We start from the raw sequence: 24,729 nt of genomic DNA on the forward strand, positions 1-24,729 counted from the left end.
CGTGTGGGGGGTTTTGCCGCCTCCGGTGGTTGGCGGTGGGGGGGCCGGGGGGGGCGCGGGGGGGGGGGGGGGGGGGGGGGGGGGGGCCCCGGGGGGGGCCCGCCCCCGGCCGGTGCGGGGTGCGGGCTCCCTCAGCCGTGCAGACCGGGGAACAGGGACAGGAAGGGTTCCGAGGAGGCGCTGATGCCCCGACTGTAGGGGGCGTCGAAGTCCCAGATCAGGAAGAGCAGAAAAGCGATCAGTGCGGAGAAGAGACCGGCGAGGAGCAACTCACGGGGTGTTCGCCGGATCTGTAGCGCGAACACCATCCCGACGGTGATCACCGCCCCGGCGAGCAGCCCGAACCACACCACCCGGGGCATGGTCGAACCGGTGGAGTCGGCACGGGCCGCCCGTGCCGTGTCGGCCGCGGTCACCTGGTCCAGCAGCGGCTGGTACGCCTGGGCCTCGAAGTCGGACCGCGGCTTGTAGTCGGTGACGTCCTCGCGGATCCGCTGAAGGAGGTCACCGCCGCGCGCGGTCACCTTGTCGTGGTCGGCCATGGCCTTCCACTCGGGACCGACGACCTGGCCGACATAGGCGTTGACGTCCGCGCGGATGCGGTCGCGGACATCGGCCGGGTAGACGCGGACCCGCTCCGAGATCTCGTGCAGCGCCTGGGCCTCGGCCTGGACATGGTCCTGGGCGGCGCTGCGGGCCTCCCAGACGCCCGCGATGGCCAGACCCAGCACGATGGCGTAGACCACACCGATCCACATCGTCATGTACTCGATCACATCGGGCGTCTCGGACGGGTCCTCGTCCGCGGCGGCGGTGCGCTGCCGTACCAACGTCACCGCGATCACGACGGCACACGCGGAGGCCATCGCGAGGGTGAGAACAAGCCATTCCGACAAGGGGTCCCTCCAAGGGGGTCAGCGCGGGCGGAGCGCGGCGATGGCGAACACCGCGGGCGCGGCGATGAGCAGGGTGAACACGAGTGGCGTCGGCCCGTCGTGCGGCGGTCGCGGATGGGACACCGCGCGATACGCCGGGTAGTGCACCGGGGGCGCCGGGGGGCGCGGGCTCGGCCGGTGCGAGGGCGTCGGGGCCGGTTCGGGGGCGGGCGGGGGAGCGAGGACGGGCGCCGGACGGGGGCGCGGTGCCGTGGTGTGCGGTGGCGGCGGCACGGGAACAGGCCGCGGCTTCGGGGGCGGGGGTGGGGCGGGACGGGGTGGCGGCGGAGGTGGTGGTACGGGCCTGGGGGGCGGCGTGGGTGTGGGGCTCGGGGGCCGGCAGGGCAGCGGGGGAAGTTCCTGCCCGAAGAGCGTGGAGTCGGACGCCGGGTCTCCGCCCGCGACCGCCACCGCCGCCGTGCCGTCCGGGCCCGTGGAGGCGTAGGCGCACGCGTCGGCGGACGCCGGACGGGCGTACGCGCCGAGCAGGGCCCACACCACCGTCACCACGGCCAATGCCCCTCTGACGAGGGCGGACCGGGTTCGTTGGGGTCGATGCACGACGGAGATCATGAGCTGTCGCGCTCCCGCGCACGCCCGCGCCGAACCTATTTGGTCCGAAGGGGGGACTTCGGGCTCGGGTCGGTTTGGCCAACGGCTCCCGGGCCGGGGCGAGTTCAGCACCTCTGTGCGAGGGAGTACCGCTCGGGTGGGCCGCCGGTCCCCTCCGGCCGCGCGGTTCCCGGAAAGAATTTCGCGGCCGGATTGAACGCACAGTGCCCTCGCGTCCGTACCCATGGTCAGAAGCGGCGCTCAGTGAACGCTGCAACACCCAAGCGGATAGCGGGAGTTGAGAATGAAGACATCCTGGCGGAGCGCCTCTCTCGTGGCGACGGCCGCGGCCGTGCTGGCGCTCACGACGGCGTGCGGTCAGGACAGCGGCACACCGTCGGCGGGCACCCAGAACGTCGGGGCCACCGCCGTCGCGGGCGGCTACGGTTCCACCTCGGCCGACCCCGGAAACGGCTACGGCGCGGACTCCACCACCGCCCCCAGCACCGCGCCGAACGGCCAGTCCGCGGGACGGCTCGCCCTCGCGGAGAACGCGAAGCTCGGGAAGATCGTCACCGACGGCGCGGGCTTCACCCTCTACCGTTTCGACCAGGACACCGCCGAGCCGTCGAAGTCCTCCTGTGACGGCGACTGCGCCAAGACCTGGCCGCCGGTGCCCGCCGACGGCGCCTCGGCCGCCTCCGGCGTCGACGCGTCCCTGCTCGGCGAGGTCACCCGGGCCGACGGCACCAAGCAGCTGACCGTGGCGGGCTGGCCGATGTACCGGTACGCCAAGGACACCAAGGCCGGTGACGCCAACGGCGAGGGCCTGAAGGGTGCCTGGTTCGCGACCGCGCCCGACGGCAAGAAGGCGGCCGTCGAGGATCTGCCCGGTCTGTCGGTCCGCAACGACGCCAAGCTCGGCCCGATCGTGGTCGACAAGAACGGGAAGACGGTCTACCGCTTCCTGAAGGACAAGGCCTGGCCCGAGCCGGTGTCCCACTGCACCGGTGCCTGCCTGGAGAAGTGGCCCGCGGTCGCCCCGGTCTCGGAGAGCGACACCAAGGGCGTCCAGAAGAAGGGCCTCATGGGCTTCACCCGTCCCGACGGCACCCGTCAGATGACCATCAACTGCTGGCCCGTCTACACCTTCTCCGGCGACAAGGCGCCGGGGGAGACCAACGGGCAGGGCGTGGGCGGCACCTGGTACGCCGTCGCGCCCGACGGAAAGCCGGTCGGCGCGTCCAAGTAGAGATCACCTCCCCAGGGTCGATCGATCGCCTCGCCACAACCCCCCCGCACGCCGAAGGGAGTGAGACGCACCAGCAGGACGAACGGGACACCGACGCGCGCGACCAGGCCCGCCCCCTCTCCACCGCACGGAGGGGGCGGGCCTTTTGCCGTACCCGTTGCCGTACTCGCAGGGCTCCGCCCGTGACGGCTCCGGGCCCCGCCGGTCACGGCTCCGGCGACTCCGCGGCACGTGCCACCGGCAGTGACCGGGAACGGACGGTCAATTTCCGTTTTTGCTCGCCCGGTTGGCGGACGATCAGTAGCCTCTGCTCGAACACCGGATCGCATCCGCAGCCGTCTACGCCTTGGAGAACTTCATGGAGCGTCCTGCCTGGGCGCCACGGAGCATCGACATCTCCGTGCCTAGTGTGTCCCGCATGTACGACTTCTACCTGGGCGGGTCGCACAACTTCGAGGTCGACCGCCAGGCGGCGCGCAAGGCCCTGGAGTTCATGCCGGGACTCCCCAAGATCATGCAGGCGAACCGGGCGTTCATGCGGCGCGCGGTGCGCTTTGCCGTCGAGGAGGGCATCACCCAGTTCCTCGACATCGGCTCCGGCATTCCGACCTTCGGCAATGTCCATGAGGTGGCGCAGGGCGCGCGGCCGGGCGCCCGGGTGGTGTACGTCGACCACGACCCCGTCGCAGTGGCCCACAGCCAGGCGGTTCTCGCGGCGAACGAGGACGCGGACGTCGCCGCGGCCGATCTCCGCAAGCCCCGGGAGGTCCTGTCGAGCCCTCAGGTGGAGCGACTTATCGACCCGAACCGGCCAGTCGCCCTGCTTCTCGTTGCCATACTGCACTTCGTGGAGGACACGGACGACCCCTACAGTGCGGTGGCCGAGTTGCGCGATGCCCTGGCGCCGGGCAGCCTGCTCATCCTCACGCATGCCTCGTACGAGGGAATCCCGCTGGCGCAGGAGCGCGCCGAGGGTGCGGTCGACGTGTACAAGAACATCCGCAATCCGCTGATCATGCGCTCGCGCGACGAGATCGCACGGTTCTTCGAGGGGTACGACATGGTGGAACCCGGGCTGGTGCCGATGCCGGACTGGCGGCCCGACACGGCACCCGAGGACGAGGATCCCTACGCCTTCTCCGGATTCGCCGGCGTGGGGCGCGCCGCGTGAGCGGGGAGCCGGGCGGCCCGGAGGACAGACTGCGCCGGTTCGCGACGATCTGGAGCCGGGCCGTCTTCCCGGTGACCTCGACGCCGCTGACCCGGCCGGAGTTCGAGGCGCAACTGCTGCCGCTGGCCCGGCGGCTGCGCGACGCGCTGCGCACCAGGGCGTTCGACGCGGCCGCGGCCAGGGCGATCGGCGCGGCGCTCACGGGCGCGCACTGCACGGACCCGGAGGCGCTCAGCCGCACACTCGACTGCGTCGACGCCTATCTGGTGCTCTACTGCGGCGATCCGGACGCGTCACTGGAGACCCAGGAGGCCCTGCGGACCAGGTCCTCCCGGTTGCAGCACGCGATCGCCGCCGGGTTCGCGTCGGCCCTGAAGGAGCGCACCCTCGCCGAGCAGGAGGCCATCGCGGGGGCCGCGCTCACCGCCCAGGGCGTGGTGGCCCAGGCGCTCCACTCCAGCGAGGCCCGGTTCCGCGCGGTGTTCGAGGGCGCGGCGATAGGGATCGGCATCGCCGACCTGGACGGCAATGTGCTGGAGGCCAACGGCGCCCTGATGCGCATGTTCGGCGGCTCCGACCATCTGGTCCGCGGCCGCAATGTCGCCGAGTGGACGCACCCCGACGACGCGCCGCAGGTCTGGCGCCTCTACGACGAACTGGTCCGGGGCGAGCGCGACCACTACCACGTCGAAAAGGCCTTCTACCGGCCCGACGGCACCGTCCTGTGGACCAATCTGACGGTGTCCCTGCTCCGGGACGCGGACGGCAACCCGCAGTACCAGCTCGCGCTGATGGAGGACACCACCGAGCGGCGCCTGCTGAACCTCCGGCTGCGCTACGAGGCCACCCATGACGCGCTGACCGGACTGCCCAACCGCACCCTGTTCTTCGAGCGGCTGGAGAAGGCGCTCGGCGCGGGCGAGGGCCAGCGCTTCGGCCTGTGCTACCTGGACCTCGACGGCTTCAAGACCGTCAACGACAGCCTCGGGCACGCGGCCGGCGACCGGCTGCTCGTCGAGGTCGCCGACCGGCTCCAGGCCTGTGCCACCGCGCCCGGTGAGATGGTGGCCCGGCTGGGCGGCGACGAGTTCGTGGCGCTCACCACCGGTCCTGACACCGAGCGCGGGGTGGACGAACTGGTCGGTCGGATCATGAACGCCCTGGTCACCCCGATCAGTGTCGACGGCCGGGAGCTGACCGTGCGCGGCAGCATCGGCGTGGTCGAGGGGCCCGCGGGGGAGCGGGGCCCGGCCGAGGTGCTGCGCAGCGCCGACATCACGATGTACCGGGCCAAGTCGGCGGGCGGCAACCGCTTCGAGCTGGCCGACCCGGAGGCCGACGCCCGGGCCATCACCCGGCACGGGCTGACCACGGCGCTGCCCACGGCCCTGGACCGGGGCGAGTTCTTCATCGAGTACCAGCCGCTGGTCCACCTCGGCGACGGCACCGTGCACGGTGCCGAGGCGCTGGTGCGCTGGCTGCATCCGCAGCACGGGGTGCTCGGCCCCGACCGCTTCATCCCGCTCGCCGAGCGCACCGGACTGATCGTGCCGCTGGGTCGCTGGGTCCTCCAGGAGGCGGTACGGCAGGCGCGCGCCTGGCAGCGGAAGCACGACCAGAAGGGCCCGCTGCGGATCAACGTCAATCTGTCGCCGTGCCAGCTCACCCATCCGGGGCTGGTCTCCGACACCGTGGACATCCTGGAGCAGTCGGGCCTGGAACCGGGCGCGCTCTGCCTGGAGGTCACCGAGTCGGCCCTGATCGGGGCGGACGACGACGTCCTCAAACCCCTCAGGCGGCTGGCGGAGATGGGGGTGGACATCGCCCTGGACGACTTCGGCACGGGCTACTCCAACCTGGCCAATCTGCGGCGGCTGCCGGTGCGGACCCTCAAACTGGACCGTTCCTTCACCCAGAGCATGCAGCAGTGCCCGGCGGACCCCGTCGACCTCAAGATCGTCGAGGGGATCGTCTCCCTCGCCCACAGCCTGGACCTCGCGGTCACGGTCGAGGGCGTGGAGACCGGCGCCCAGGCCGAGCAGCTGCGGATCCTGGGCTGCGACACGGCCCAGGGCTGGTACTACGCCCGCCCCGGCCCGCCGGAACGCCTGCACGACCTCGCCCTGGTGGACGCGAACGGCTGACCGCGAGACCCGGGGGTTCCCTCACCGCTCCAGCAGCATCCGCTGGAGCTCCCTCGCTGCCCGTGGCGGAGCCACATCGCTGCGGTGGGCCAGGGCGATCGTGCGGTGGAGGCCGGGCGGGGCCAGCGGGGTGACCCGCAGCCCGCGTCCGGACCGGGTCGCGACCATCCGCGGCACCACCGCCACCCCGAGCCCGGCACGTACGAAGCCCAGCACGGCGTCCATCTCGCCGCCCTCCACCGCGAAGTCCGGCTCGAACCCGGCGGCACGGCAGGCGGACACGGTGAGTTCCCGCAGGTCGTAGCCGTGGCGGAACATCACCATGCGTTCCCCCTCCAGGTCGGTGACACGGACCGTGCGGCGGCCCCCGCCGGGTCTCGGGGCGTCGGGCGAGGACACCACCACCAGATCCTCGCGCAGCAGCTCCACCGTGGTCAGCGCGGGGGAGGGGGTGGGCAGCGGCAGCACGATCAGAGCCAGGTCCAGGGCGCCGCGGGCCAGCTCCCGTACCAGATCGTGCGAACCGCCCTCCTCGATCAGCAGCCGGATGCCGGGGTAGCGGTCGTGGAAGGCGCGCAGCACATCCGGCAGCAGCCCGGTGCACAGGCTGGGCGTCGCCCCCAGGCGCACCCGGCCGCGGCGCAGCTGCACCAGCTCCTGCACCTCGTGGCGTGCCGTGTCGGTGTCGGCGAGGATCCGCCGGGCCAGCGGCAGCAGCGCCTCACCCGCGTCCGTGAGCGTGATGTTGCCCCGCGCCCGGAGGAAGAGGTCCGCCCCCAGCTCCCGTTCCAGCGCCTTGATCTGCTGCGACAGCGACGGCTGGGCGACATGGACCCGCTCGGCGGCCCGGGTGAAGTGGCGCGTCTCGGCGACCGCCACGAAGTACTGGAGCTGATGAAACTGCATCCAGCAAGGATAGGCCTGGCCTATCGAAACAAGCCCCACCATGTCTTGGACCGATGAGGACCTTCGGACCTAGCGTTCTGTGCCATGGCTCTGGCAACGCGGACGGACCGACGGCCGTCCATGGCACGCACCGTGTGGGACTCCACCGTCGGCAAGAAGACCGTCATGGCGGTCAGCGGCCTGATCATGCTGCTGTATCTGGTCGCCCACATGATCGGAAACCTGAAGATCTACTTCGGGGCGGCCGAGTACAACCACTACGCCCACTGGCTGCGCACCGTCGGCGAGCCGTTCATGCACTACGAGTGGACGCTCTGGCTGATCCGCGTGGTGCTGGTGGCCGCCGTCGCCGCCCACGCGGTCTCCGCGTACCAGCTCAGCCGCCGTGACCTCAGGGCACGCCCCACCACGTACGTGCACCGCAGGCCGCGCGCGAGCTACGCCACCCGCACCATGCGCTGGGGCGGTGTCATCCTCGGCCTGTTCATCGTCTGGCACATCCTCGACCTGACCACCGGCACCGTGCACTCCGGCGGCTTCCAGGAGGGCCACCCGTACCAGAACGTGGTGGACACCTTCTCCACCTGGTACGGCGACGTCATTTACATCGTCGCGATGATCGCCCTCGGACTGCACATCCGGCACGGCTTCTGGAGCGCCGCCCAGACCCTCGGCGTCGGCAGCCGCACCCGCGACCGCGCCCTCAAGACCATCGCCAACGTACTCGCGCTGCTGCTCACGGCCGGATTCGTCGCCGTTCCCGTGGGTGTCATGACCGGAGTGGTGAGCTGACATGACCGCATCCGCCGCATACACCGACTACACGACCGGCACACCGGCCGTCGACACCAAGGCGCCCCGGGGGCCGGTCCAGGAACGCTGGGACACCCGCCGCTTCGAGGCCAGGCTGGTCAACCCGGCCAACCGGCGCAAGCACACCGTCATCGTCGTGGGCACCGGACTCGCCGGCGGCTCCGCGGGCGCCACCCTCGCCGAACAGGGCTACCACGTCGTCCAGTTCTGCTACCAGGACTCCCCGCGCCGCGCCCACTCCATCGCCGCCCAGGGGGGCATCAACGCCGCGAAGAACTACCGCAACGACGGCGACTCGGTCCACCGCCTCTTCTACGACACCGTCAAGGGCGGCGACTTCCGGGCCCGCGAGTCCAACGTCCACCGCCTCGCCCAGATCTCCGTGGAGATCATCGACCAGTGCGTGGCCCAGGGCGTGCCCTTCGCCCGCGAGTACGGCGGACTGCTCGACACCCGCTCCTTCGGCGGCGTCCAGGTCTCCCGCACCTTCTACGCCCGCGGCCAGACGGGCCAGCAACTGCTGCTCGGCGCCTACCAGGCACTCTCCCGGCAGATCGCCGCCGGGAACGTGGAACTGCACCCGCGCACCGAGATGCTGGACCTGCTCGTCGTCGACGGGCGGGCGCGCGGCATCGTCGCCCGCGACCTGGTCACCGGCAAGATCGACACATACTTCGCGGACGCCGTCGTCCTCGCCTCCGGCGGCTACGGCAATGTCTTCTATCTGTCCACCAACGCCATGAACTCCAACGCCACCGCCATCTGGCGGGCCCACCGGCGCGGCGCCTGGTTCGCCAACCCCTGCTTCACCCAGATCCATCCGACCTGCATCCCGCGCACCGGGGACCACCAGTCCAAGCTGACCCTGATGAGCGAGTCGCTGCGCAACGACGGCCGGATCTGGGTGCCGAAGGCCAAGGGCGACGACCGCCCGCCGAACGCGATCCCCGAGGACGAGCGCGACTACTACCTGGAGCGCATCTACCCCGCCTTCGGCAATCTCGTCCCCCGCGACATCGCCTCCCGCGCCGCCAAGAACGTCTGCGACGAGGGCCGCGGTGTCGGCCCCGGCGGCCAGGGCGTCTATCTCGACTTCGCCGACGCGATCCGGCGCATGGGCCGCGCGAAGGTCGAGGAGAAGTACGGCAACCTCTTCGAGATGTACCAGCGGATCACCGCGGAGAACCCCTACGAGGTGCCGATGCGGATCTACCCCGCCGTGCACTACACGATGGGCGGCCTATGGGTCGACTACGACCTCCAGACCACGGTCCCGGGCCTGTTCGCGGTCGGTGAGGCCAACTTCTCCGACCACGGCGCGAACCGTCTCGGCGCCTCCGCGCTGATGCAGGGGCTCGCCGACGGCTACTTCGTCCTGCCCTCCACGATCAACGACTACCTCGCCCGCCACCCGCACCAGGACCCGATCACCGACGACCACCCCGACGTCCAGGAGGCGGTGGCCGACACCGAGGACCGGCTGAACCTGCTGCTGGCCGTCGACGGCGACCGCACCCCCGACTCCTTCCACCGCGAACTCGGCGAACTCATGTGGGAGTTCTGCGGCATGGCGCGCACCGACGCGGGCCTGCGCAAGGCCCTGGAGCGCATCCCGCAGATCCGTGAGGAGTTCTGGCGGCGGATCAAGGTCCCCGGCACCGGCGAGGAGTTCAACCAGTCGCTGGAGAAGGCCAACCGCGTGGTCGACTACCTGGAGCTGGCCGAGCTGATGTGCCTGGACGCGCTGCACCGCACCGAGTCCTGCGGCGGCCACTTCCGCGAGGAGTCCCAGACCCCGGACGGCGAGGCCGCCCGCAAGGACGACGAGTTCGCCTACGCGGCCGCCTGGGAGTTCACCGGCACCGGCCGGGCCCCCGCCCTGCACCGCGAAGACCTGGTCTTCGAGTACGTCCACCCCACCCAGCGGAGCTACGCATGAAGCTCACCCTGCGCGTCTGGCGGCAGAAGAACGCCGACGCAGAAGGAATCATGGCCACCTACGAGGTGGACGGCATCTCCTCCGACATGTCCTTCCTGGAGATGCTGGACACCCTCAACGAGGAGCTGATCCTCAAGGGCGAGGACCCGGTCGCCTTCGACCACGACTGCCGTGAGGGCATCTGCGGCGCGTGCTCGCTGGTCATCAACGGCGACGCGCACGGCCCGGAGCGCACCACCACCTGCCAGCTGCACATGCGGTCCTTCGAGGACGGCGACACGATCGACGTCGAGCCCTGGCGGGCCGCCGCCTTCCCGGTGGTCAAGGACCTGGTCGTGGACCGCTCGGCCTTCGACCGGATCATCCAGGCCGGAGGCTATGTCTCGGCCCCCACCGGAGCCGCCCCCGAGGCGCATGCCACGCCCGTCCCCAAGGCGGACGCCGACTTCGCCTTCGAGCACGCCGAGTGCATCGGCTGCGGCGCCTGCGTGGCGGCCTGCCCGAACGGCGCGGCCATGCTCTTCACCTCGGCGAAGGTCAACCACCTCAATGTGCTGCCGCAGGGCGCGCCGGAGCGTGAGACCCGCGTCCTCGACATGGTGGCCCGGATGGACGAGGAGGGCTTCGGCGGCTGCACCCTCACCGGAGAGTGCGCCACCGCCTGCCCCAAGGGCATCCCGCTGGTCTCCATCACCGGCATGAACAGGGAATGGCTGCGAGCCGCCCGCAAGGCGAACCGGCGCTAGCGGCCCCTCCACCAGGACGGGCCGGTGCCGCCGGGGACGGGCGGCACCGGCCACAGGACGTTCGCCGGCAGGGTGCGGACGGGCGGGACCGGGTGTGGTGCTCAAACCCCGGTCCCGCCACCTGACCCACGGCCCCCGCCGGGCCCGGCGCGGGGCAACCGGCCGACGCGCCGCACCCTGGCATTCAGCATTCCCACATCCGCCCTCCTGGCTGCGGTCACGCGCAGGCCAACCGGCATCGGAAGAACAGGAACGCACAGACCGTACAGCCCGGTCTGCCTCCCCCGGCTCTCGGGTCCGTTCGAGCAGGGGGTGCCGCCGTCCCCGTGACCAGGAGAGAGCCATGACCGGTGTTTCCGCCCTCGCCAGCCCCGCACCGCCCACGGCACCGACCCGCTACACCATCGCCCTCGCCCGCGACGAGGCCGACGTCCGGGACGCACAGCGGCTGCGCCACGACGTCTTCGCCGGGGAGATGGGCGCCCTGCTGTCCACCCCGCAGCCCGGCCTCGACATCGACGCCTTCGACGCCTACTGCGACCACCTGATCGTCCGCGACACGGTGACCGGCCAGGCGGTGGGCACCTACCGGCTGCTGCCGCCCGACCGGGCCGCGATCGCCGGGCGGCTCTACTCGGACAGCGAGTTCGACCTCGGCCCGCTCGCCTCGATCCGCTCCGGGCTCGTCGAGGTCGGCCGCTCCTGCGTCCACCCCGACCACCGCGACGGTGCGGTCATCGGACTGATCTGGGCGGGCATCGCCCGCTACATGATCGACGGCGGCCATGAGTGGCTGGCAGGCTGCTGCTCGCTGCCGCTCGCCGACGGCGGCATGCTCGCCGCGGGCACCTGGGAGCGGGTCAAGGCCAAGCACCTGGCGCCCGAGGAGTTCCGCGTACGGCCGCTGCTGCCCTGGCGTCCGGAGCTTCCGGCCCCGGTCGGGCACACCGAACTGCCCCCGCTGCTGCGCGGCTACCTCCGGCTCGGCGCCTGGGTCTGCGGAGAGCCCTCGCACGACCCGGACTTCGGCGTCGCCGACCTCTATGTCCTGCTGTCGATGCGCCGGGTCAACCCGCGCTATCTGCGCCACTTCCTCTCGCTCGTTCCGGCGTGACGGCCATGTCCAGGGCCGGTACGCACACCGCCCCCCGCCCCGTGCCGGGCCTGCGCCCCCGGCGCCGGACCGCGGTACCCGCGAGCCCCGGCGCGGGCGCATCGGTCGTCCCGGCCCCCGTGGCGGTGCCCGCACCCCGGCGGACCCGGCCGACGCCCGCGGCCGCCGCGCCGGTGAGTGCCTGGCTGCCCAGCGCCCCCTGCTCCCCGGGATCCTGTGTGGACGCCGGGGCGACGGCCGCCGCCGTACCCCGCGCGGTGCTGCGGCTCGCGGCCCTCGTGCCGCTGGTCCTCGCCGGGATCGCCCTCACCCCGGCCGTCGGCCGACTGCCCGTCGGGGCCCGTGAGCGGATGATCCGGGCCTGGTGCCGGACGGTGGTGCGGACCGCGGGTGTCCGGGTGCAGATCACCGGCGCCGCCCCCTCCCAGGGCGGACTGCTGATGGTCGCCAACCATGTCTCCTGGCTGGACATCCCGCTGCTCGCCGCGGTCCGCCCCGGCCGGATGCTCGCCAAGACCGAGGTCGGTCGGTGGCCGGTGGCCGGTGCGCTCACCGCGCGCAGCGGCGCCCTCTTCATCGACCGCGACCGGCTGCGGGCGCTGCCCGCGACGGTCGCCAGGATCGCGGAGGGCCTGCGCGCCGGCTCGGCGGTGGTGGTCTTCCCCGAGGGCAGCACCTGGTGCGGCCGGTCGCAGGGGCGGTTCCGGCGGGCCGCCTTCCAGGCCGCCCTGGACGCGGGCGCCCCCGTCCAGCCGGTGCGGCTCCGCTACCGGCACCAGAGCGGTCCGGTCAGCACCGCGCCCGCGTTCGTGGGCAGCGACTCGCTGCTGTCCTCGGTGTGGCGGGTGGTGGCGGCGCGGCGGCTCGTGGCCGAGGTCCGGGTCGCGCCACTGCTCGTACCGGACCCCGGCACCGACCGGCGCGCCCTGGCCCTGGCCGCCCGGCGTTCCCTGGCCCTCCCCGGAGACGAGCACGGCAGCTGAGTCGATATGACGGACCGTCATATTCGCTGCACGACAGGGATGATGGGACGGAGGCTCCGTCCGCCCCGGAGAGCGTTGCTACGGTGCTGAGATGTCCGAATCTTCACGCGATACGGCCGAGGGCGCAGGCTGGGGGGCCGCGGAGCGCGGCACCTACCACGAGTTGATGCCGCGCAAGGTCGACAAGGTCTTCTGGTTCAACCCCAAGACCCTCTGGGCGGCCCGCAACGGGGTGCTCGCCTCGTGGCTCGGCGACCCCACCGGGCGGACCCGGGCGCGCTGGGTGGAACAGCAGGAGGCGGCCGGTGCCCCCGCCGACAAGGTGATCCGGCGCGACGATCCGGACCGGTTCTCCTTCATGGTCGTCGGCGACACCGGGGAGGGCGACGATCCCCAGTACGCCGTGGTCCCCGGCTTCCTGAGGATGAGTCAGGAAACCCGCTTCGCCGTGGTCGCCAGCGATGTGATCTACCCGGTGGGCGCCACCGACGACTACGGCACCAAGTTCTTCCGTCCCTACCAGGACTACCGGGCACCCATCTACGCGATACCCGGCAACCACGACTGGTACGAGGACCTGCACGGGTTCATGCGCGTCTTCTGCGACGCCGAGCCGCCCGCCCCCGGGTCCACGTCCCGTACGCCGCTCCGCGCCCGGCTGCGTTCCCTGCTGTGGCACCGCCCGAAGGCCCCGGACCGCCAACGCCTGGCCGAGGCACGGGAGTTGCGCTCGGCCCCCGCCCAGCGGGCCGCGCAGCCAGGGCCGTACTGGGCGATCGACGCCGGGCCCCTCCGTATCGTCGGCATCGACACCGGGCTGCTCGGCACCCTCGACGCCGAACAGGGCCGATGGCTGCGCGAGGTCTCACGGGGACCCCGCGCCAAGATCCTGGTCACCGGATCCCCGCTCTATGTGGACGGGGAGCACCACCCCTGCCCCATCGAGGGCGGCGGCACGGTCGACGACGTGGTCCGCGACCCGGACCACCACTATGTCGCGGCGATAGGCGGCGACATCCACAACTACCAGCGCTACCCCGCGGACGTGGACGGCCGCACCATCCAGTACGTGGTCTCCGGTGGCGGCGGTGCCTTTATGCACGCCACGCATACCATCCCGCGGGTGTCGGTCGCGAATGTCACCGAGCGGGACTTCCGCTGCTACCCGCTGCGCGGCGACTCCCTGGCCTTCTACAGCGGACTCTACGGACGCAGGCTCCGGCTGCGGCGCTTCTTCACGCTCACCGAGGCGGAGGCGGCCGCTGTCATGGCCCGGCGTCTTGGCACCGGCCCGGTCCGCACCTCGGGCGTGTCCGCCGCCCGGGTCACCCTGCGCACCCGCCTGGTGGCTTCACTGCTGGGCGCCGGGGGCCGCCCCGACCGCCCCGCGCGGTTCCGGCTGCCGGTCCGCACGGCCTACACCCGCCTCTTCTCGCCGGGTTCGGCCACCTACAGCCCGCCGTTCTTCAAGAACTTCCTGCGCCTGGACGTCACCCCGGACTCCGTCCGGCTGCGCTGCTTCGCGGCAACCGGCAATCTGCGGCAGGAGGTCGACCCGCCCGTCGAGGACGAGGTGACCATCCCGCTGGGCTGACCGGGCCGGGCCGCGGGCCGTCCGTGCGACGACGGCCCGCGAGGGGCTGCTCCCATACGAGAACGCACGTTCTCGTGTACGGTGACGACCGACGGGAGAACGCTGGTTCTCCCCGTTGCGGGGATCCTCCGCACCCCTGGATCCCCGTCTTCCCCTGTTGTGAAGTCCTGCGTCCCGGAGGCGGCATGACCGACGAACCGCGCCCCCCGTTCCCCCCGTTCACCCGGGAAACCGCCGTGCAGAAGGTCAGGGGGGCCGAGGACGGCTGGAACACCCGCGACCCGCGGAAGGTCGCCCTCGCCTACACGGTGGACTCCCACTGGCGCAACCGCTCCGAATTCGTCGACGGCCGCGACGAGATCGTCGCCTTCCTCACCCGCAAGTGGCGAAGGGAGCTGGAGTACCGCCTGATCAAGGAGCTGTGGGCCTTCGACGGCAACCACATCGCCGTACGCTTCGCCTACGAGTGCCACGACGACTCGGGCACCTGGTTCCGCTCCTACGGCAACGAGAACTGGGAGTTCGACGACAACGGCCTGATGCGCAGGCGCCACGCGTCCATCAACGACCTCCCGATCGAGGAGTCGGAGCGCCTGTTCCACTGGCCGCAGGGACGCCGCCCCGACGGCCATCCGGGCCTCAGCGAGCTGGGCCTGTGACCGCCGGGCGGGACCCGTCGTGTGCGGTTGCTCCGGGCCGGACGATCCGGGCCAGCCTGCGGTAGGAGTCCATGAGCGCCGCACGGTCGTAGGTACTCGTCGTGACCAGCACCTCCTGCGCGCCGGTCTCCTCGATCAGCCCCTCCAGCTCCCGGGCGACCTGCTCCTCGGTGCCGGCGAGCTGTCCGGCGAGCCCGGCCTCGTGGAGTCCGCGCTCCTTGGGGCTCATGGCCAGCGCCTCGATCCGCTCGGCGGGGGCCAGCGGCGGGAAGGTGCCGTGCGTTCGCGCGTACGCCATCGACCAGGCCTCGGGGAGCAGGATCCGGCGGGCGTTCTCGGGGGTGTCGGCGACGGCGACGGTGCCGGAGACGACGACATACGGCTGCCCGGCCCACGCCGAGGGCCGGAACTCCTCCCGGTACCGGTCGATTCCGCGCAGCATCTTGTTCCGGTCGCGCAGATCCCCGATGACCAGGGGCAGTCCGGCCCGGGCGGCGATCAGGGCACCGCCGCCCATCGCCAGCACGAACGGCGGCACGGTCAGGCCCTCCGGGGGCCGCGCGTGCACACCGGTGGGGGAGGTGCCCCGGAACCACTCCAGCAACTCCCCGATCCGGGCGGCGAAGTCGTCGGCCTCCTCCAGACCCCGCCCCAGCGCCCGGCGCACCCCGTCCGTGAAGCCCACGGAACGGCCGAGCCCCATGTCGATCCGGCCGGGGAAGAGGGACTCCAGCACGCCGAACTGCTCGGCCACCACCAGACTCCGGTGGTTGGGCAGCATCACCCCGCCCGTGCCCACCCGGATGCGGTGGGTGGCCGCCGCGACGGCCGCGGCCAGCACGGTCGGCGCGGAACCGGCGACACCGGGTACACCGTGGTGCTCCGAGACCCAGAAGCGGTGGTAGCCGAGCGCCTCGGCCTCCCGCGCCAGCCGCACGGTGTCGCGCAGCGCCTCGGAGGGGTCGTGCCCCTCGCGGACGCGCGAGCGGTCGAGTACGGAGAAACGGGTGTCTGCGATCACTGAGCCCACAGGGGGTTCAACACTCCGGGAGAGCGGTGATTCCCGCTCTCCCGGATTCCGGGCCTCTCCCCGGCGGCGGTTCAGCCGACGTGGACGCGGGGCCGTCGGCTCCGCTGGGGTTCCGCCTCGCGGAGTACCTCGCGGGTGACGGGGGCGACCTCGCCCTGGCCGAAGAGGAAGAAGCGCAGGAAGTTGGCGAAGGGGCCGCCCTCGGTCCACTCGAAGTAGATGTGGGGGGTGCAGCCGGTGGTGTCGCGGATGTGCAGGAGCAGGGCGGCGAGGGCGTTGGGGATGGAGGAGGACTCCAGGGTGAGCACCCGGTAGCGGCCGTGCAGGACCTCTCCGCGGACGGTCAGGCCCGCCTCGAACTCCGAGGGGTCGGTGACCGTCACCTCCACGAAGACCAGGTCGTCCTGGGGGGTGATGTCGTTGTCGGCGCGGATCTGCTCGATCTTCTCGCGGTACTCGGCGGCGTCCCGCTCCCCGGGCTCATTGGCGATGAGCCGGATACGGCGGCTGGCGATGTCCCGCACGAAGCGTTCCGCCAGGTCGTCCAGGGTCACGCTGGTCACCCGCAGTTCGAAGGCGCGGGCCAGCCGGGAGAGCAGGGAGACCAGGATGATCCCGGCGATGAAGCAGGCACCGATCTTCACACCGTCCGGCCGCTCGATGACATTGACGACGGTGGTGTAGAGGAACACCGCCGAGATCACCGCGAAGGCGACGGTCCAGTTCCGCTGGCGGGCCTTGCGGGCGGCGATGGTGACGGCGATGGCGGCGGAGCTGATCAGGACGAGGACGCCGGTGGCGTAAGCGCCGCCCTGGGCGTCGACGTCGGCGTCGAAGATCCAGGTGACGAGGAAGGCGATCAGGGTGAACACCATGACCATGGGCCGTACGGCGCGGGCCCAGTGCGGGGCCATGCCGTAGCGGGGCAGATAGCGCGGCATCAGGTTCAGCAGACCGGCCATGGCGGAGGCGCCCGCGAACCACAGGATCGCGATCGTCGAGACGTCGTAGACCGTGCCGAACGCACTGCCCAGGTACTGGTGCGCCAGAAACGCCAGCGCACGCCCGTTCGCCTGGCCGCCGGTGCGGAACTCCTGCTCCGGAATGAGCAGCGTGGTGATGAAACTGGTCGCGATGAGGAAGCCGCTCATGATCAGGGCGGCGGTGGTGAGCAGCTTCTTCGTGTCCCGGATCCGGCCGGTGGGCTTCTCCTCGGTGTCGGCCGGGTCGCCCTGGACGTGCGGCATCACGGCCACGCCGGTCTCGAAGCCGGACAGGCCCAGGGCCAGCTTGGGGAAGACGAGCAGCGCCAGGCCCACCATCACGAAGACATTGCCGTGCTCGGTGGTCAGCGCACCGGTCCAGTCGGTGATCACATGTCCGGCGGTCGCCACATGCCAGAGGCCGACGGCGACGACCACGACGTTGAGGGCGAGATAGATGCCGACGAGTGCGACGGCGACGCCGATGGCCTCCAGGAAGCCCTTGAGGAAGACGGCGCCGAGGAGGGCGACCAGGAGCAGGGTGATCAGCATCTGGTGGCCGTGGAGGGCCCCGGTGAGGTGGGGATTCTCCACCAGGTGGGTGGAGGCGTCGGCGGCGGAGAGGGTGATGGTGATCAGGAAGTCGGTGGCGGCGAAGCCGAGCAGGGTGAGCACGAAGAGCTTGCCCTGCCAGAAGGAGAGCAGACGCTCCAGCATCGCGATCGAGCCCTCGCCGCGGGGGCTTTCGTCGGCGACGCGGCGGTAGACGGGCAGGGCCCCGGCGAGGGTGACGATCACCAGCACGATGGTGGCGATGGGGGAGAGCAGTCCCGCGGCGAGGGCGGCGATGCCGGGCTGGTAGCCGAGGGTGGAGAAGTAGTCGACGCCGGTCAGGCACATCACCCGCCACCAGCGCTGGCCGCGGTGGGCGGGTTCGGGCTGGGCATGGGGTCCCTGCGAGGTGCCCTTGCCCATGTCGGACAGCCCCTCCAGCATCCACGCCCGCAATCGGCTCGCAGGGGGGCGTTCGGTGGTGGCCATCGGCGTGCACTCCTGAGGTACGGCTCGGTGAGGATTCGGCCATCACACGGACGGCCGCACCAGCGTAAGCAGAGAGTGACGTTCCGGCCCACGGATGGGGCGGGTCATGGCGTCAAGCTTCCGTTAAGAACCCCCGAACCGGTATCAGTACGGTGTCAAAACCGACATCAAGGACGCATCAATGCCCGGGAGGCCACAGCTCGGGGAAGACGGAGCGGGGAGCCGGGCCGTCCCGGCCGCGGCGAACACGCAGGGTCATGACGTACGCCGCTGCTTTCCCGCCCCGCCGTCCCTCCCCGCCGCGGGCCCGGACCGTCAGGCGGCGCGGCCGACCAGGGCGTCCGCCAGCCTGCCCAGCCGCCTGACCGTGCGCTCCTCCCGGGCGGCCGGAGCGGGCTCGACGCGCTCGTCACCTTCGTAGTAGGCGCCGTTGACGATCTCCACCGCCGGGTCGCACAGCCGGACCACATGGGTCGCGCCCTCGGCCGGGGTGGCGCCCTCCAGGCCGTAGAGCGGCAGCAGCGCGGTGTCGCAGACGCCCGGGTGCACCGAGACCGCGGTGACCCGGGGATCGGCGGCGAAGACGGTCAGGGCCAGCTGCGACTGCGCGTAGGCGGCGAGCCGGGAGTAGCGGCGGGCACGGTGCGGGTCGGACCACTGGATGGAGCCCGTGCGGTGCAGGGACGAGGACACGTTCACCACCCGGCCGCCGGGCTCCCCGGTCAGCGCGGGCTCCAGCAGGCAGGTCAGCAGGTAGTGGGCGAGAAAGTTCACCTGGAGGGCGATCTCGTTGCCGTCCGCGGTGCGGGTGTGGCGTTCCGGCGCCGCCATCCCGGCGTTGTTCACCAGCACATCCAGCCGCGGATGCGCCCGCAGCACCCGGCGCGCCAGGGACTCCACCTCCGCCAGGTGCGCGAAGTCGGCTGCGTACGGCCGGAGTCGGGCCGAGTCCGCGGCGGTGGTGGCGACGAGGTGCTCCACGGCAGTTTCGGCCTCCTCGGGGGTGCGGCCGTGCAGCAGCACGGTGGCGCCCCGCCCGGCGAGCAGCCGGGCGGTCTCCAGGCCGACACCGGTGGTGGCTCCGGTGACCAGGACGGTACGGGTCGAAAGGCCGGACATGGTCCACTCCAGAAGTGCGGGCACGCCCGGACACCCCGGGGCGGGGCGCCGGTGGCGTGCGGATACGGGGGAGGGGGCGCCGGACGCGGGTCACGGCGCCCCCGGCTGCGGAAGGCGGACGGGCGTCAGCGGACTGCGGCGGACGCGGGCGTCTGCGGACAGCTAGGGTTTTTCGTTTGGGTCGGGCCGGGTCAGGGAGCGGGGTCTGGTGCCGTGCGTCGCAAGGCGGAGGAGGGCGTCATGGCGGAGCCATGGCAACCGACGACAACGCCGCGAGGTGCGGTGCCAGACCCCGCGAGCCCGGCATGATCCCAACGAGAGGCCCTGAGCGCACGACGGGTCGCGCCGGGACTCGGCGGCCGGTCGAGCAGAAGCCATGCGCTGTTCACGCCGTCCATCGAAGTGTTCCGCGGGCGCCCCGGCAAGCGGGACACGACCTCCCATACGCCGCCCTGACGCCGTGCCACCTCCCTGGCGTCACCGCCCGGGCCGCCCGGACGACCCGGGCTCACGCGTCCGAAAGACGCGCCTCCTCCAGGTCCAGGGAGCGCTGGAGCCGCCGCCTGGTCGTGTCGCTGACGGCGTGGTCGTCGAACAGGCGCCGCAGTTCGGCCGCCTCCACCGCTATCAGGTCCCGCCGCAACTGGCGGTAGACCAGGTCGGCGGACTCCCCGGGCGCCGGACCGCCGGTGTCCTCCAGCCGCTCGCGGGCGTCGTCGAGACGGGCGCTCAGGCCCCGGCGCAGCCGGTCCAGGACCACCTCGGGGGCGGCCTGGAGCGCCGCCAGTTCGTCCAGGCGGCGCATGCCCGCGCCGGCCAGACGGCAGCGCGCCGCCGCCTCCTCCCGCTCGGTGTGGTCCGGCTCAAGCGCGATGCCCGAGCGGCGGACGGCCGGAGCCAGGGTGAACCCTTGCACCACCAGCGTGACCACCACCACCGAGGTCGTCAGCACCAGCACCAGGGGCCGTCCCGGCAGCGCCGTACCGTCCCCGGCGGTCACCGGAATGGACAGGGCGGCCGCCAGCGGCATCACACCCCGGGTCCCGGCCCAGGTCAGCACCAGTGGCACCCGCCAGTTCATGCGCTGGATCCCGCCCTTGCGCTGCACCACCGCCGACAGCGGCGCGAGCCACAGCAGCCGCACGGCGACGAGGGTCGCGGCGACGGCGAGCGCGTACAGCGGCCAGGCCCGGCCGCCGTCCCCCAGCGCCCGCACCTGGGTGGGCAGGGCCAGCCCGATCAGGCTGAAGACCACGCTCTCCAGCAGGAACACCACCGTGCCGTACACCGCGTGCAGTTGCAGCCGGATGCGGGCGTTGGTCAGCCGGTCGCCCCGACCGCCCAGGACCACCCCCGCCACCACCACCGAGGTGACACCCGAGGTGTGCGCCGCCTCCGCGAGAACATAGGCGGCATACGGGGTGACCAGCGCTATCACCGTCTCCAGGACCGGGTCCTCGGTGCGCCGCCGGATCAGCGCCACCACCCCGGCCAGCGCGGCACCGATCACCGTGCCGCCGCCCGCGAGTACCAGGAACTCGCCGCCCGCCGAGTCCCAGTGCGCCGCGCCCGCCGCCACCGCGACACCGACCGCCACCCGGAACAGCACCAGCGAGGTCGCGTCGTTGAACAGGCTCTCCGCCTGGACCAGTACCTGCACCTTCGGCGGCAGCGCCAGCCGTCGGCCGAGCGCGGTGACCGCCACCGGATCGGTGCTCGCGAGGACCGCGCCCAGCACCAACGCCATCTGCCACGGCAGCGGTGTCACCAGCGACGCCACCAGGGCGACCGCGGCCGCCGACGCCAGCACCAGCCCCACCGCGAGTATCCCGACCGGCTTCCACACCGCGCGCAGCTCCCGCCAGGACATCTCCTCGGCGCTCGCGTACAGCAGGGGCGGCAGCACGACAAGACCGATGACCTCGGGACTGATCCGGATCTCCGGGGTGCCCGGCAGCAGGGCCACGGCCAGACCGGCGACGACCAGCAGGGAGGGTGCCGGAATCCGCCACCGGCGGGCGAACGTCGCCACCACCGTGGCCAGGACCACGAGTGCGAGAACCGTCCCTACGCTGCGCATGCCGTCCCCCGGTTTCGAGGGGAGCCCGGACGGCTCCCAGCCGACCAGACTTCCCGGCACACCGCGGCACACCCTATCCGGTCTTGGCCGCGTCAAGGCGGCGTCAAGGTCCACGGGGGCCGCGCCAAGGATCCGCCAACGGCGGCCCCGACCGGCCCCGGAGGGGCTTTTCGTGGGAGCAGCGGACACCAGAGTCACCCTTGCCCACGGGGGTGTTGAGCCAGTGAGCGGAGCGTTTCGGCTGCCATGAGTGACGTACGGCCCGGACGTCTGAAGGTCTACCTCGGGGCCGCACCGGGGGTCGGCAAGACGTACCGGATGCTCGACGAGGGGCGGCGCCGCGCCGCCCGCGGCACGGATGTGGTCGTCGGATTCGCGGAGTGCCACGGGCGGCCGCGCACCGAGGAGATGCTCCGGGGCCTGGAGGCCGTGGAGCGGGCGCAGTGCCCCTACCGCACGGGACTGTTCCCGGAGCTGGACCTCGACGCGGTGCTGCGGCGCCGCCCCGAGGTCGTACTCGTGGACGACCTGGCGCACACCAATGTGCCCGGCGGCGACCGCAACCCCAAGCGCTGGCAGGACGTCGAACGGCTGCTGGCGGCCGGGATCGAGGTCGTCACCACGGTCAACATCCAGCATCTGGAGTCCCTCAAGGACGTCGCCGAGAAGATCACCGGGGTGCCCCAGCACGAGACGGTCCCGGACGACGTCGTACGCCGCGCCGACCAGATCGAACTGGTGGACATCCCGCCCGAAGGGCTGCGCCGCCGGATGGCGCACGGCAACATCTCCCCGCCGGAGAAGATCGACGCGGCCCTCGCCCACTACTTCCGGCCCGGCAACCTGACCGCGCTGCGCCAACTGGCCCTGCTGTGGGTCGCCGACCGGGTCGACGACGCGCTCCAGTCCTACCGGGCCGAGCACGCCATCGGCGGGGTCTGGGAGACCCGGGAGCGGGTGGTGGTCGCGCTCACCGGGGGCCCGGAGGGCGACACCCTCATCCGGCGGGCGGCCCGGATCGCCGACCGGTCGGCGGGAGGAGATCTGCTCGCCGTGCACGTGGCCCGCAGCGACGGGCTCGCCGCCGGTGTCTCGCACGCCTCCCTGGCCCGGCAGCGGCGGCTCGTCGAGGACCTCGGCGGCAGCTACCACTCGATCGTCGGCGACGACGTCGCCACCGCACTGGTGGAGTTCGCGCGCGCCGAGAACGCCACCCAGCTCGTCCTGGGCAGCAGCCGCCGGGGCCGTCTGGAGCGGTTCCTGACCGGCCTCGGCACCGGGGAGACCGTGACCGCCCTCAGCGGGGACATCGATGTGCACCGGGTGACGCACGAGCGCGCCGGGCGGGGCACCCTGCTGCCGTCGCGCCGCCGCACCCTGTCGACCTCCCGCCTGGTCGCCGGGCCGGTGGCCGGACTGGTGCTGCCCGTGCTGCTCACCGCCGTCCTGGCCCAGATCCGCGGCACCGTGAACCTGACCAGCGAGGCCCTGCTGTTCCTGCTCGCCGTGGTCGGCGTGGCCTGCATCGGCGGGGTCGCCTCGGCCGTGATCGCGTCCGTGACCGCCTCGCTGCTGCTGAACTACTGGTTCATCCCGCCCGTCGGGCAGTTCACCCTGGACGATGCCAACGCGCTGCTCGCGCTCGGGGTGTTCGCCGTGGTGGCCGCCACCGTGGCCGGGGTCGTCGACCGCTCGCTGCGGCTGTCCCGGCGCTCGGCCCGGACCACCGCCGAGGCGGAGACCATGTCCTCGCTCGCGGGCAGCATCGTCCGCGGCGGCCAGACGATCCCGGCGCTCCTGGAACGGACCCGCGAGACGTTCGGCATGGCGTCCGTCGAACTGGTGGATGAGCCGCCCGCCGCCGAGGGCGTCACCGCCGTACCGGCGGGACCCGGTGCCTTTCTGGTGCTGCGCGGCCGCGCCCTGTCGTCCTCTGAGCGCAGGGTCCTCGCCGCCTTCGCCGCGCATGTCGGATCCGCCGTCGAGCGGGCCCGGCTGGCGGAGGCCGCCGCCGAGGTCGAGCCGGTGCGGGCCGCCGACCGGATGCGTACGGCGCTGCTGCGGGCCGTCGGCCACGATCTGCGCACCCCGCTGGCCGCGGGCTGGGCCGCCGTCACCTCGCTGCGCAGCCGCGAGGTGCGCTTCTCGGCCCAGGACCGGGACGAACTCCTCGCCACCGCCGACGAGTCCATGGCGAAGCTCAGCCGGCTGGTGGAGAACCTGCTCGACCTCAGCCGGCTGGAGGCGGGCGCCCTCACTCTGAACCTGCGCGCCACCGCGCTGGAGGAGATTCTGCCGACGGCACTCGCCGACGTCCCCGCGGCAGAGGCCGCCGCCCCGGAGGACATCCCCGCCGTGCTGGCCGACCCGCCCCTGCTGGAACGGGTGATCGCCAACCTGGTCGGCAACGCCGCCCGCCACACTCCGCCCGGCACCCCGGTGCTGGTCACCGCGAGCGCCCTGGCGGACCGGGTCGAACTGCGCGTCGTGGACCGCGGCCCCGGCCTGCCTCCCGCCGGGCGCGAGCGGCTCTTCGAGCCCTTCCAGCGCCTCGGCGACCGCGACAACACCACCGGCCTGGGGCTCGGGCTCGCCCTGTCCAAGGGCCTGACCGAGGCGATGCACGGCACCCTGACCCCGGAGGACACCCCCGGCGGCGGACTGACGATGGTGCTGTCCCTGCCCGTCGCCGTGCCGTCCGGGCAACCGCAGGGCGTACGCGGCGGCACCCCTTGAGCAGGGGGCCGGGTGCCGGGGTGGGCAGGGAGTGCCCCTGAGCCGCGGTCACCGAGCGCGGGCCGGGAGCCGGGACACGACCGGGTCCAGCTCGCCGTCGGCGGGACCGGCGCTGCCGGGAGGGGTGATGGCAGACCCGCGGTTGGGACGAGGAGCGGACTCGCGGATCGCGGGCCGACCGTACGGGCTCAGACGGCCGGCCGCGCGGCTCCAGCCGACCAGCCGGGCGCGCCCCGCGCCTGACCCACGGTCCCGGCCGACGACGGCCGAGCGGTGGCGACAGGGGCTCGAATGTCCCGCGTCCCAGGCCCCGGCGCCGTACCCCCCGCCGCCCTACTCCAGCCCCGACACCTTGAAGACCGTCCGGGCGGTCTCGCGGTCGATGCGCAGGCGGACGCGGTGCAGTGCGGTCTGCCCGCACAGCAGGCCGTCCGGCTCCGAGGACTTCCGTACGTCCTCGTCCAGCCGGTGCCACAGCCCGGGGTTGTCCACCAGCACCTGCGGATCGATCTCGACCCGGCTGCCGAAGACGTCCCGGAACACCAGCCGCTGGCAGACGCCGTCCAGACAGCGCACCGACACCAGCAGATCGGTACGGACCCGGCGGGTGCGCAGCAGGCCGCGCGAGGCCAGCCAGCCCTCGCCCGCGAAGACCCGCCGCGGGCACAGCACCAGGAAGAGCAGCAGGGCCAGCGCGCACCACAGCGCGGCCCGCCATCCGGTGAGATCACCCGCGGCCCAGTCGATGAGCAGCAGCATCACCAGAAGGGCGGCCGCACAGCGGACCGAGCTGTACAGCTCCTTCGCCCAGCGGCGGTCGGACACCACCGCGCCGGGTCCCGCCGTGGGGACACCGGCCACCTCGTGTCGCGCGTAGTCGCGGCCTTCCATGACACCGACGGTAGACAGCCGGGGCACCGGCCGGGCGCACC

Annotated in this window: 18 protein-coding genes; 11 read left to right on the forward strand and 7 right to left on the reverse strand. The window is 72.4% G+C overall.

Going from position 1 to position 24,729, the window contains the following annotated elements; translation table 11 throughout:
• Positions 1-131 precede the first annotated feature (131 nt).
• Positions 132-896 (reverse strand): DUF4239 domain-containing protein, encoded by a 765-nt coding sequence (locus tag ACIHAA_RS29430; RefSeq protein WP_399822454.1) that lies wholly within the window; start codon positions 894-896, stop codon positions 132-134.
• Between the two features lie 895 nt (positions 897-1,791).
• Between ACIHAA_RS29430 and ACIHAA_RS29435 the strand changes: the two genes are divergently transcribed.
• The 3 genes from ACIHAA_RS29435 to ACIHAA_RS29445 all read left to right on the forward strand — a co-directional run bounded on the left by ACIHAA_RS29435 (position 1,792) and on the right by ACIHAA_RS29445 (position 6,054).
• On the forward strand, positions 1,792-2,739 hold the full coding sequence (locus ACIHAA_RS29435) for an SCO0930 family lipoprotein (protein WP_399822456.1): 948 nt from the start codon (positions 1,792-1,794) through the stop codon (positions 2,737-2,739).
• A 358-nt stretch (positions 2,740-3,097) separates the two neighbouring features.
• Positions 3,098-3,910, forward strand: coding sequence for an SAM-dependent methyltransferase (locus tag ACIHAA_RS29440; protein WP_399822458.1), 813 nt, complete (start codon positions 3,098-3,100; stop codon positions 3,908-3,910).
• Complete coding sequence (locus tag ACIHAA_RS29445) at positions 3,907-6,054, forward strand: putative bifunctional diguanylate cyclase/phosphodiesterase (protein ID WP_399822460.1); 2,148 nt, start codon at positions 3,907-3,909, stop codon at positions 6,052-6,054. The genes ACIHAA_RS29440 and ACIHAA_RS29445 overlap by 4 nt, the downstream gene beginning before the upstream one ends.
• Positions 6,055-6,075: 21 nt before the next feature.
• Here the strand turns inward: ACIHAA_RS29445 and ACIHAA_RS29450 are convergent, their stop codons facing one another.
• A complete protein-coding gene (locus ACIHAA_RS29450) occupies positions 6,076-6,960 on the reverse strand; it encodes a LysR family transcriptional regulator (RefSeq protein WP_399822462.1) in 885 nt (294 codons plus the stop codon).
• A gap of 120 nt (positions 6,961-7,080) precedes the next feature.
• Here ACIHAA_RS29450 and ACIHAA_RS29455 point away from each other — a divergent pair, with 120 nt between their 5' ends.
• The 7 genes from ACIHAA_RS29455 to ACIHAA_RS29485 all read left to right on the forward strand — a co-directional run bounded on the left by ACIHAA_RS29455 (position 7,081) and on the right by ACIHAA_RS29485 (position 14,808).
• Positions 7,081-7,752 carry a succinate dehydrogenase gene (locus tag ACIHAA_RS29455; RefSeq protein ID WP_399822464.1) on the forward strand — a complete coding sequence of 224 codons (672 nt, stop codon included), beginning with the start codon at positions 7,081-7,083 and terminating at the stop codon, positions 7,750-7,752.
• A gap of 1 nt (position 7,753) precedes the next feature.
• Positions 7,754-9,712, forward strand: coding sequence for a fumarate reductase/succinate dehydrogenase flavoprotein subunit (locus tag ACIHAA_RS29460; protein WP_399822466.1), 1,959 nt, complete (start codon positions 7,754-7,756; stop codon positions 9,710-9,712).
• Positions 9,709-10,458: a succinate dehydrogenase/fumarate reductase iron-sulfur subunit gene (locus tag ACIHAA_RS29465; RefSeq protein WP_399822468.1), complete on the forward strand. Its 750-nt coding sequence runs from the start codon at positions 9,709-9,711 to the stop codon at positions 10,456-10,458. The genes ACIHAA_RS29460 and ACIHAA_RS29465 overlap by 4 nt, the downstream gene beginning before the upstream one ends.
• Positions 10,459-10,801: 343 nt before the next feature.
• Positions 10,802-11,572, forward strand: coding sequence for a GNAT family N-acetyltransferase (locus tag ACIHAA_RS29470; RefSeq protein ID WP_399822470.1), 771 nt, complete (start codon positions 10,802-10,804; stop codon positions 11,570-11,572).
• 173 nt (positions 11,573-11,745) lie between these two features.
• A complete protein-coding gene (locus ACIHAA_RS29475; RefSeq protein ID WP_399822590.1) occupies positions 11,746-12,555 on the forward strand; it encodes a lysophospholipid acyltransferase family protein in 810 nt (269 codons plus the stop codon).
• Positions 12,556-12,646: 91 nt separating this feature from the next.
• A complete protein-coding gene (locus ACIHAA_RS29480) occupies positions 12,647-14,149 on the forward strand; it encodes a metallophosphoesterase family protein (protein WP_399822472.1) in 1,503 nt (500 codons plus the stop codon).
• Positions 14,150-14,334: 185 nt separating this feature from the next.
• The gene (locus ACIHAA_RS29485) at positions 14,335-14,808 is read left to right on the forward strand and encodes a DUF1348 family protein (protein ID WP_399822474.1); all 474 of its coding nucleotides are present in this window, start codon (positions 14,335-14,337) and stop codon (positions 14,806-14,808) included.
• Here ACIHAA_RS29485 and ACIHAA_RS29490 read toward each other — a convergent pair.
• The 4 genes from ACIHAA_RS29490 to ACIHAA_RS29505 form a co-directional block, all read right to left on the reverse strand.
• Complete coding sequence (locus ACIHAA_RS29490; RefSeq protein ID WP_399822476.1) at positions 14,789-15,838, reverse strand: LLM class flavin-dependent oxidoreductase; 1,050 nt, start codon at positions 15,836-15,838, stop codon at positions 14,789-14,791. The two genes, ACIHAA_RS29485 and ACIHAA_RS29490, sit on opposite strands and share 20 nt — an antisense overlap.
• A gap of 71 nt (positions 15,839-15,909) precedes the next feature.
• A complete protein-coding gene (locus ACIHAA_RS29495) occupies positions 15,910-17,862 on the reverse strand; it encodes an amino acid transporter (protein ID WP_399822478.1) in 1,953 nt (650 codons plus the stop codon).
• Between the two features lie 315 nt (positions 17,863-18,177).
• Positions 18,178-18,981 (reverse strand): SDR family NAD(P)-dependent oxidoreductase, encoded by an 804-nt coding sequence (locus ACIHAA_RS29500; protein ID WP_399822481.1) that lies wholly within the window; start codon positions 18,979-18,981, stop codon positions 18,178-18,180.
• A 508-nt stretch (positions 18,982-19,489) separates the two neighbouring features.
• Positions 19,490-21,061 (reverse strand): Na+/H+ antiporter, encoded by a 1,572-nt coding sequence (locus tag ACIHAA_RS29505; RefSeq protein WP_399822483.1) that lies wholly within the window; start codon positions 21,059-21,061, stop codon positions 19,490-19,492.
• A gap of 246 nt (positions 21,062-21,307) precedes the next feature.
• Between ACIHAA_RS29505 and ACIHAA_RS29510 the strand changes: the two genes are divergently transcribed.
• Positions 21,308-23,797 carry an ATP-binding protein gene (locus ACIHAA_RS29510; RefSeq protein WP_399822485.1) on the forward strand — a complete coding sequence of 830 codons (2,490 nt, stop codon included), beginning with the start codon at positions 21,308-21,310 and terminating at the stop codon, positions 23,795-23,797.
• A 333-nt stretch (positions 23,798-24,130) separates the two neighbouring features.
• Here the strand turns inward: ACIHAA_RS29510 and ACIHAA_RS29515 are convergent, their stop codons facing one another.
• Positions 24,131-24,688 carry a hypothetical protein gene (locus tag ACIHAA_RS29515; protein WP_399822486.1) on the reverse strand — a complete coding sequence of 186 codons (558 nt, stop codon included), beginning with the start codon at positions 24,686-24,688 and terminating at the stop codon, positions 24,131-24,133.
• Between the last annotated feature and the right edge of the window lie 41 nt (positions 24,689-24,729).

It is taken from the genome of Streptomyces sp. NPDC052040 (genome assembly GCF_044548405.1).
Taxonomy (GTDB): domain Bacteria; phylum Actinomycetota; class Actinomycetes; order Streptomycetales; family Streptomycetaceae; genus Streptomyces.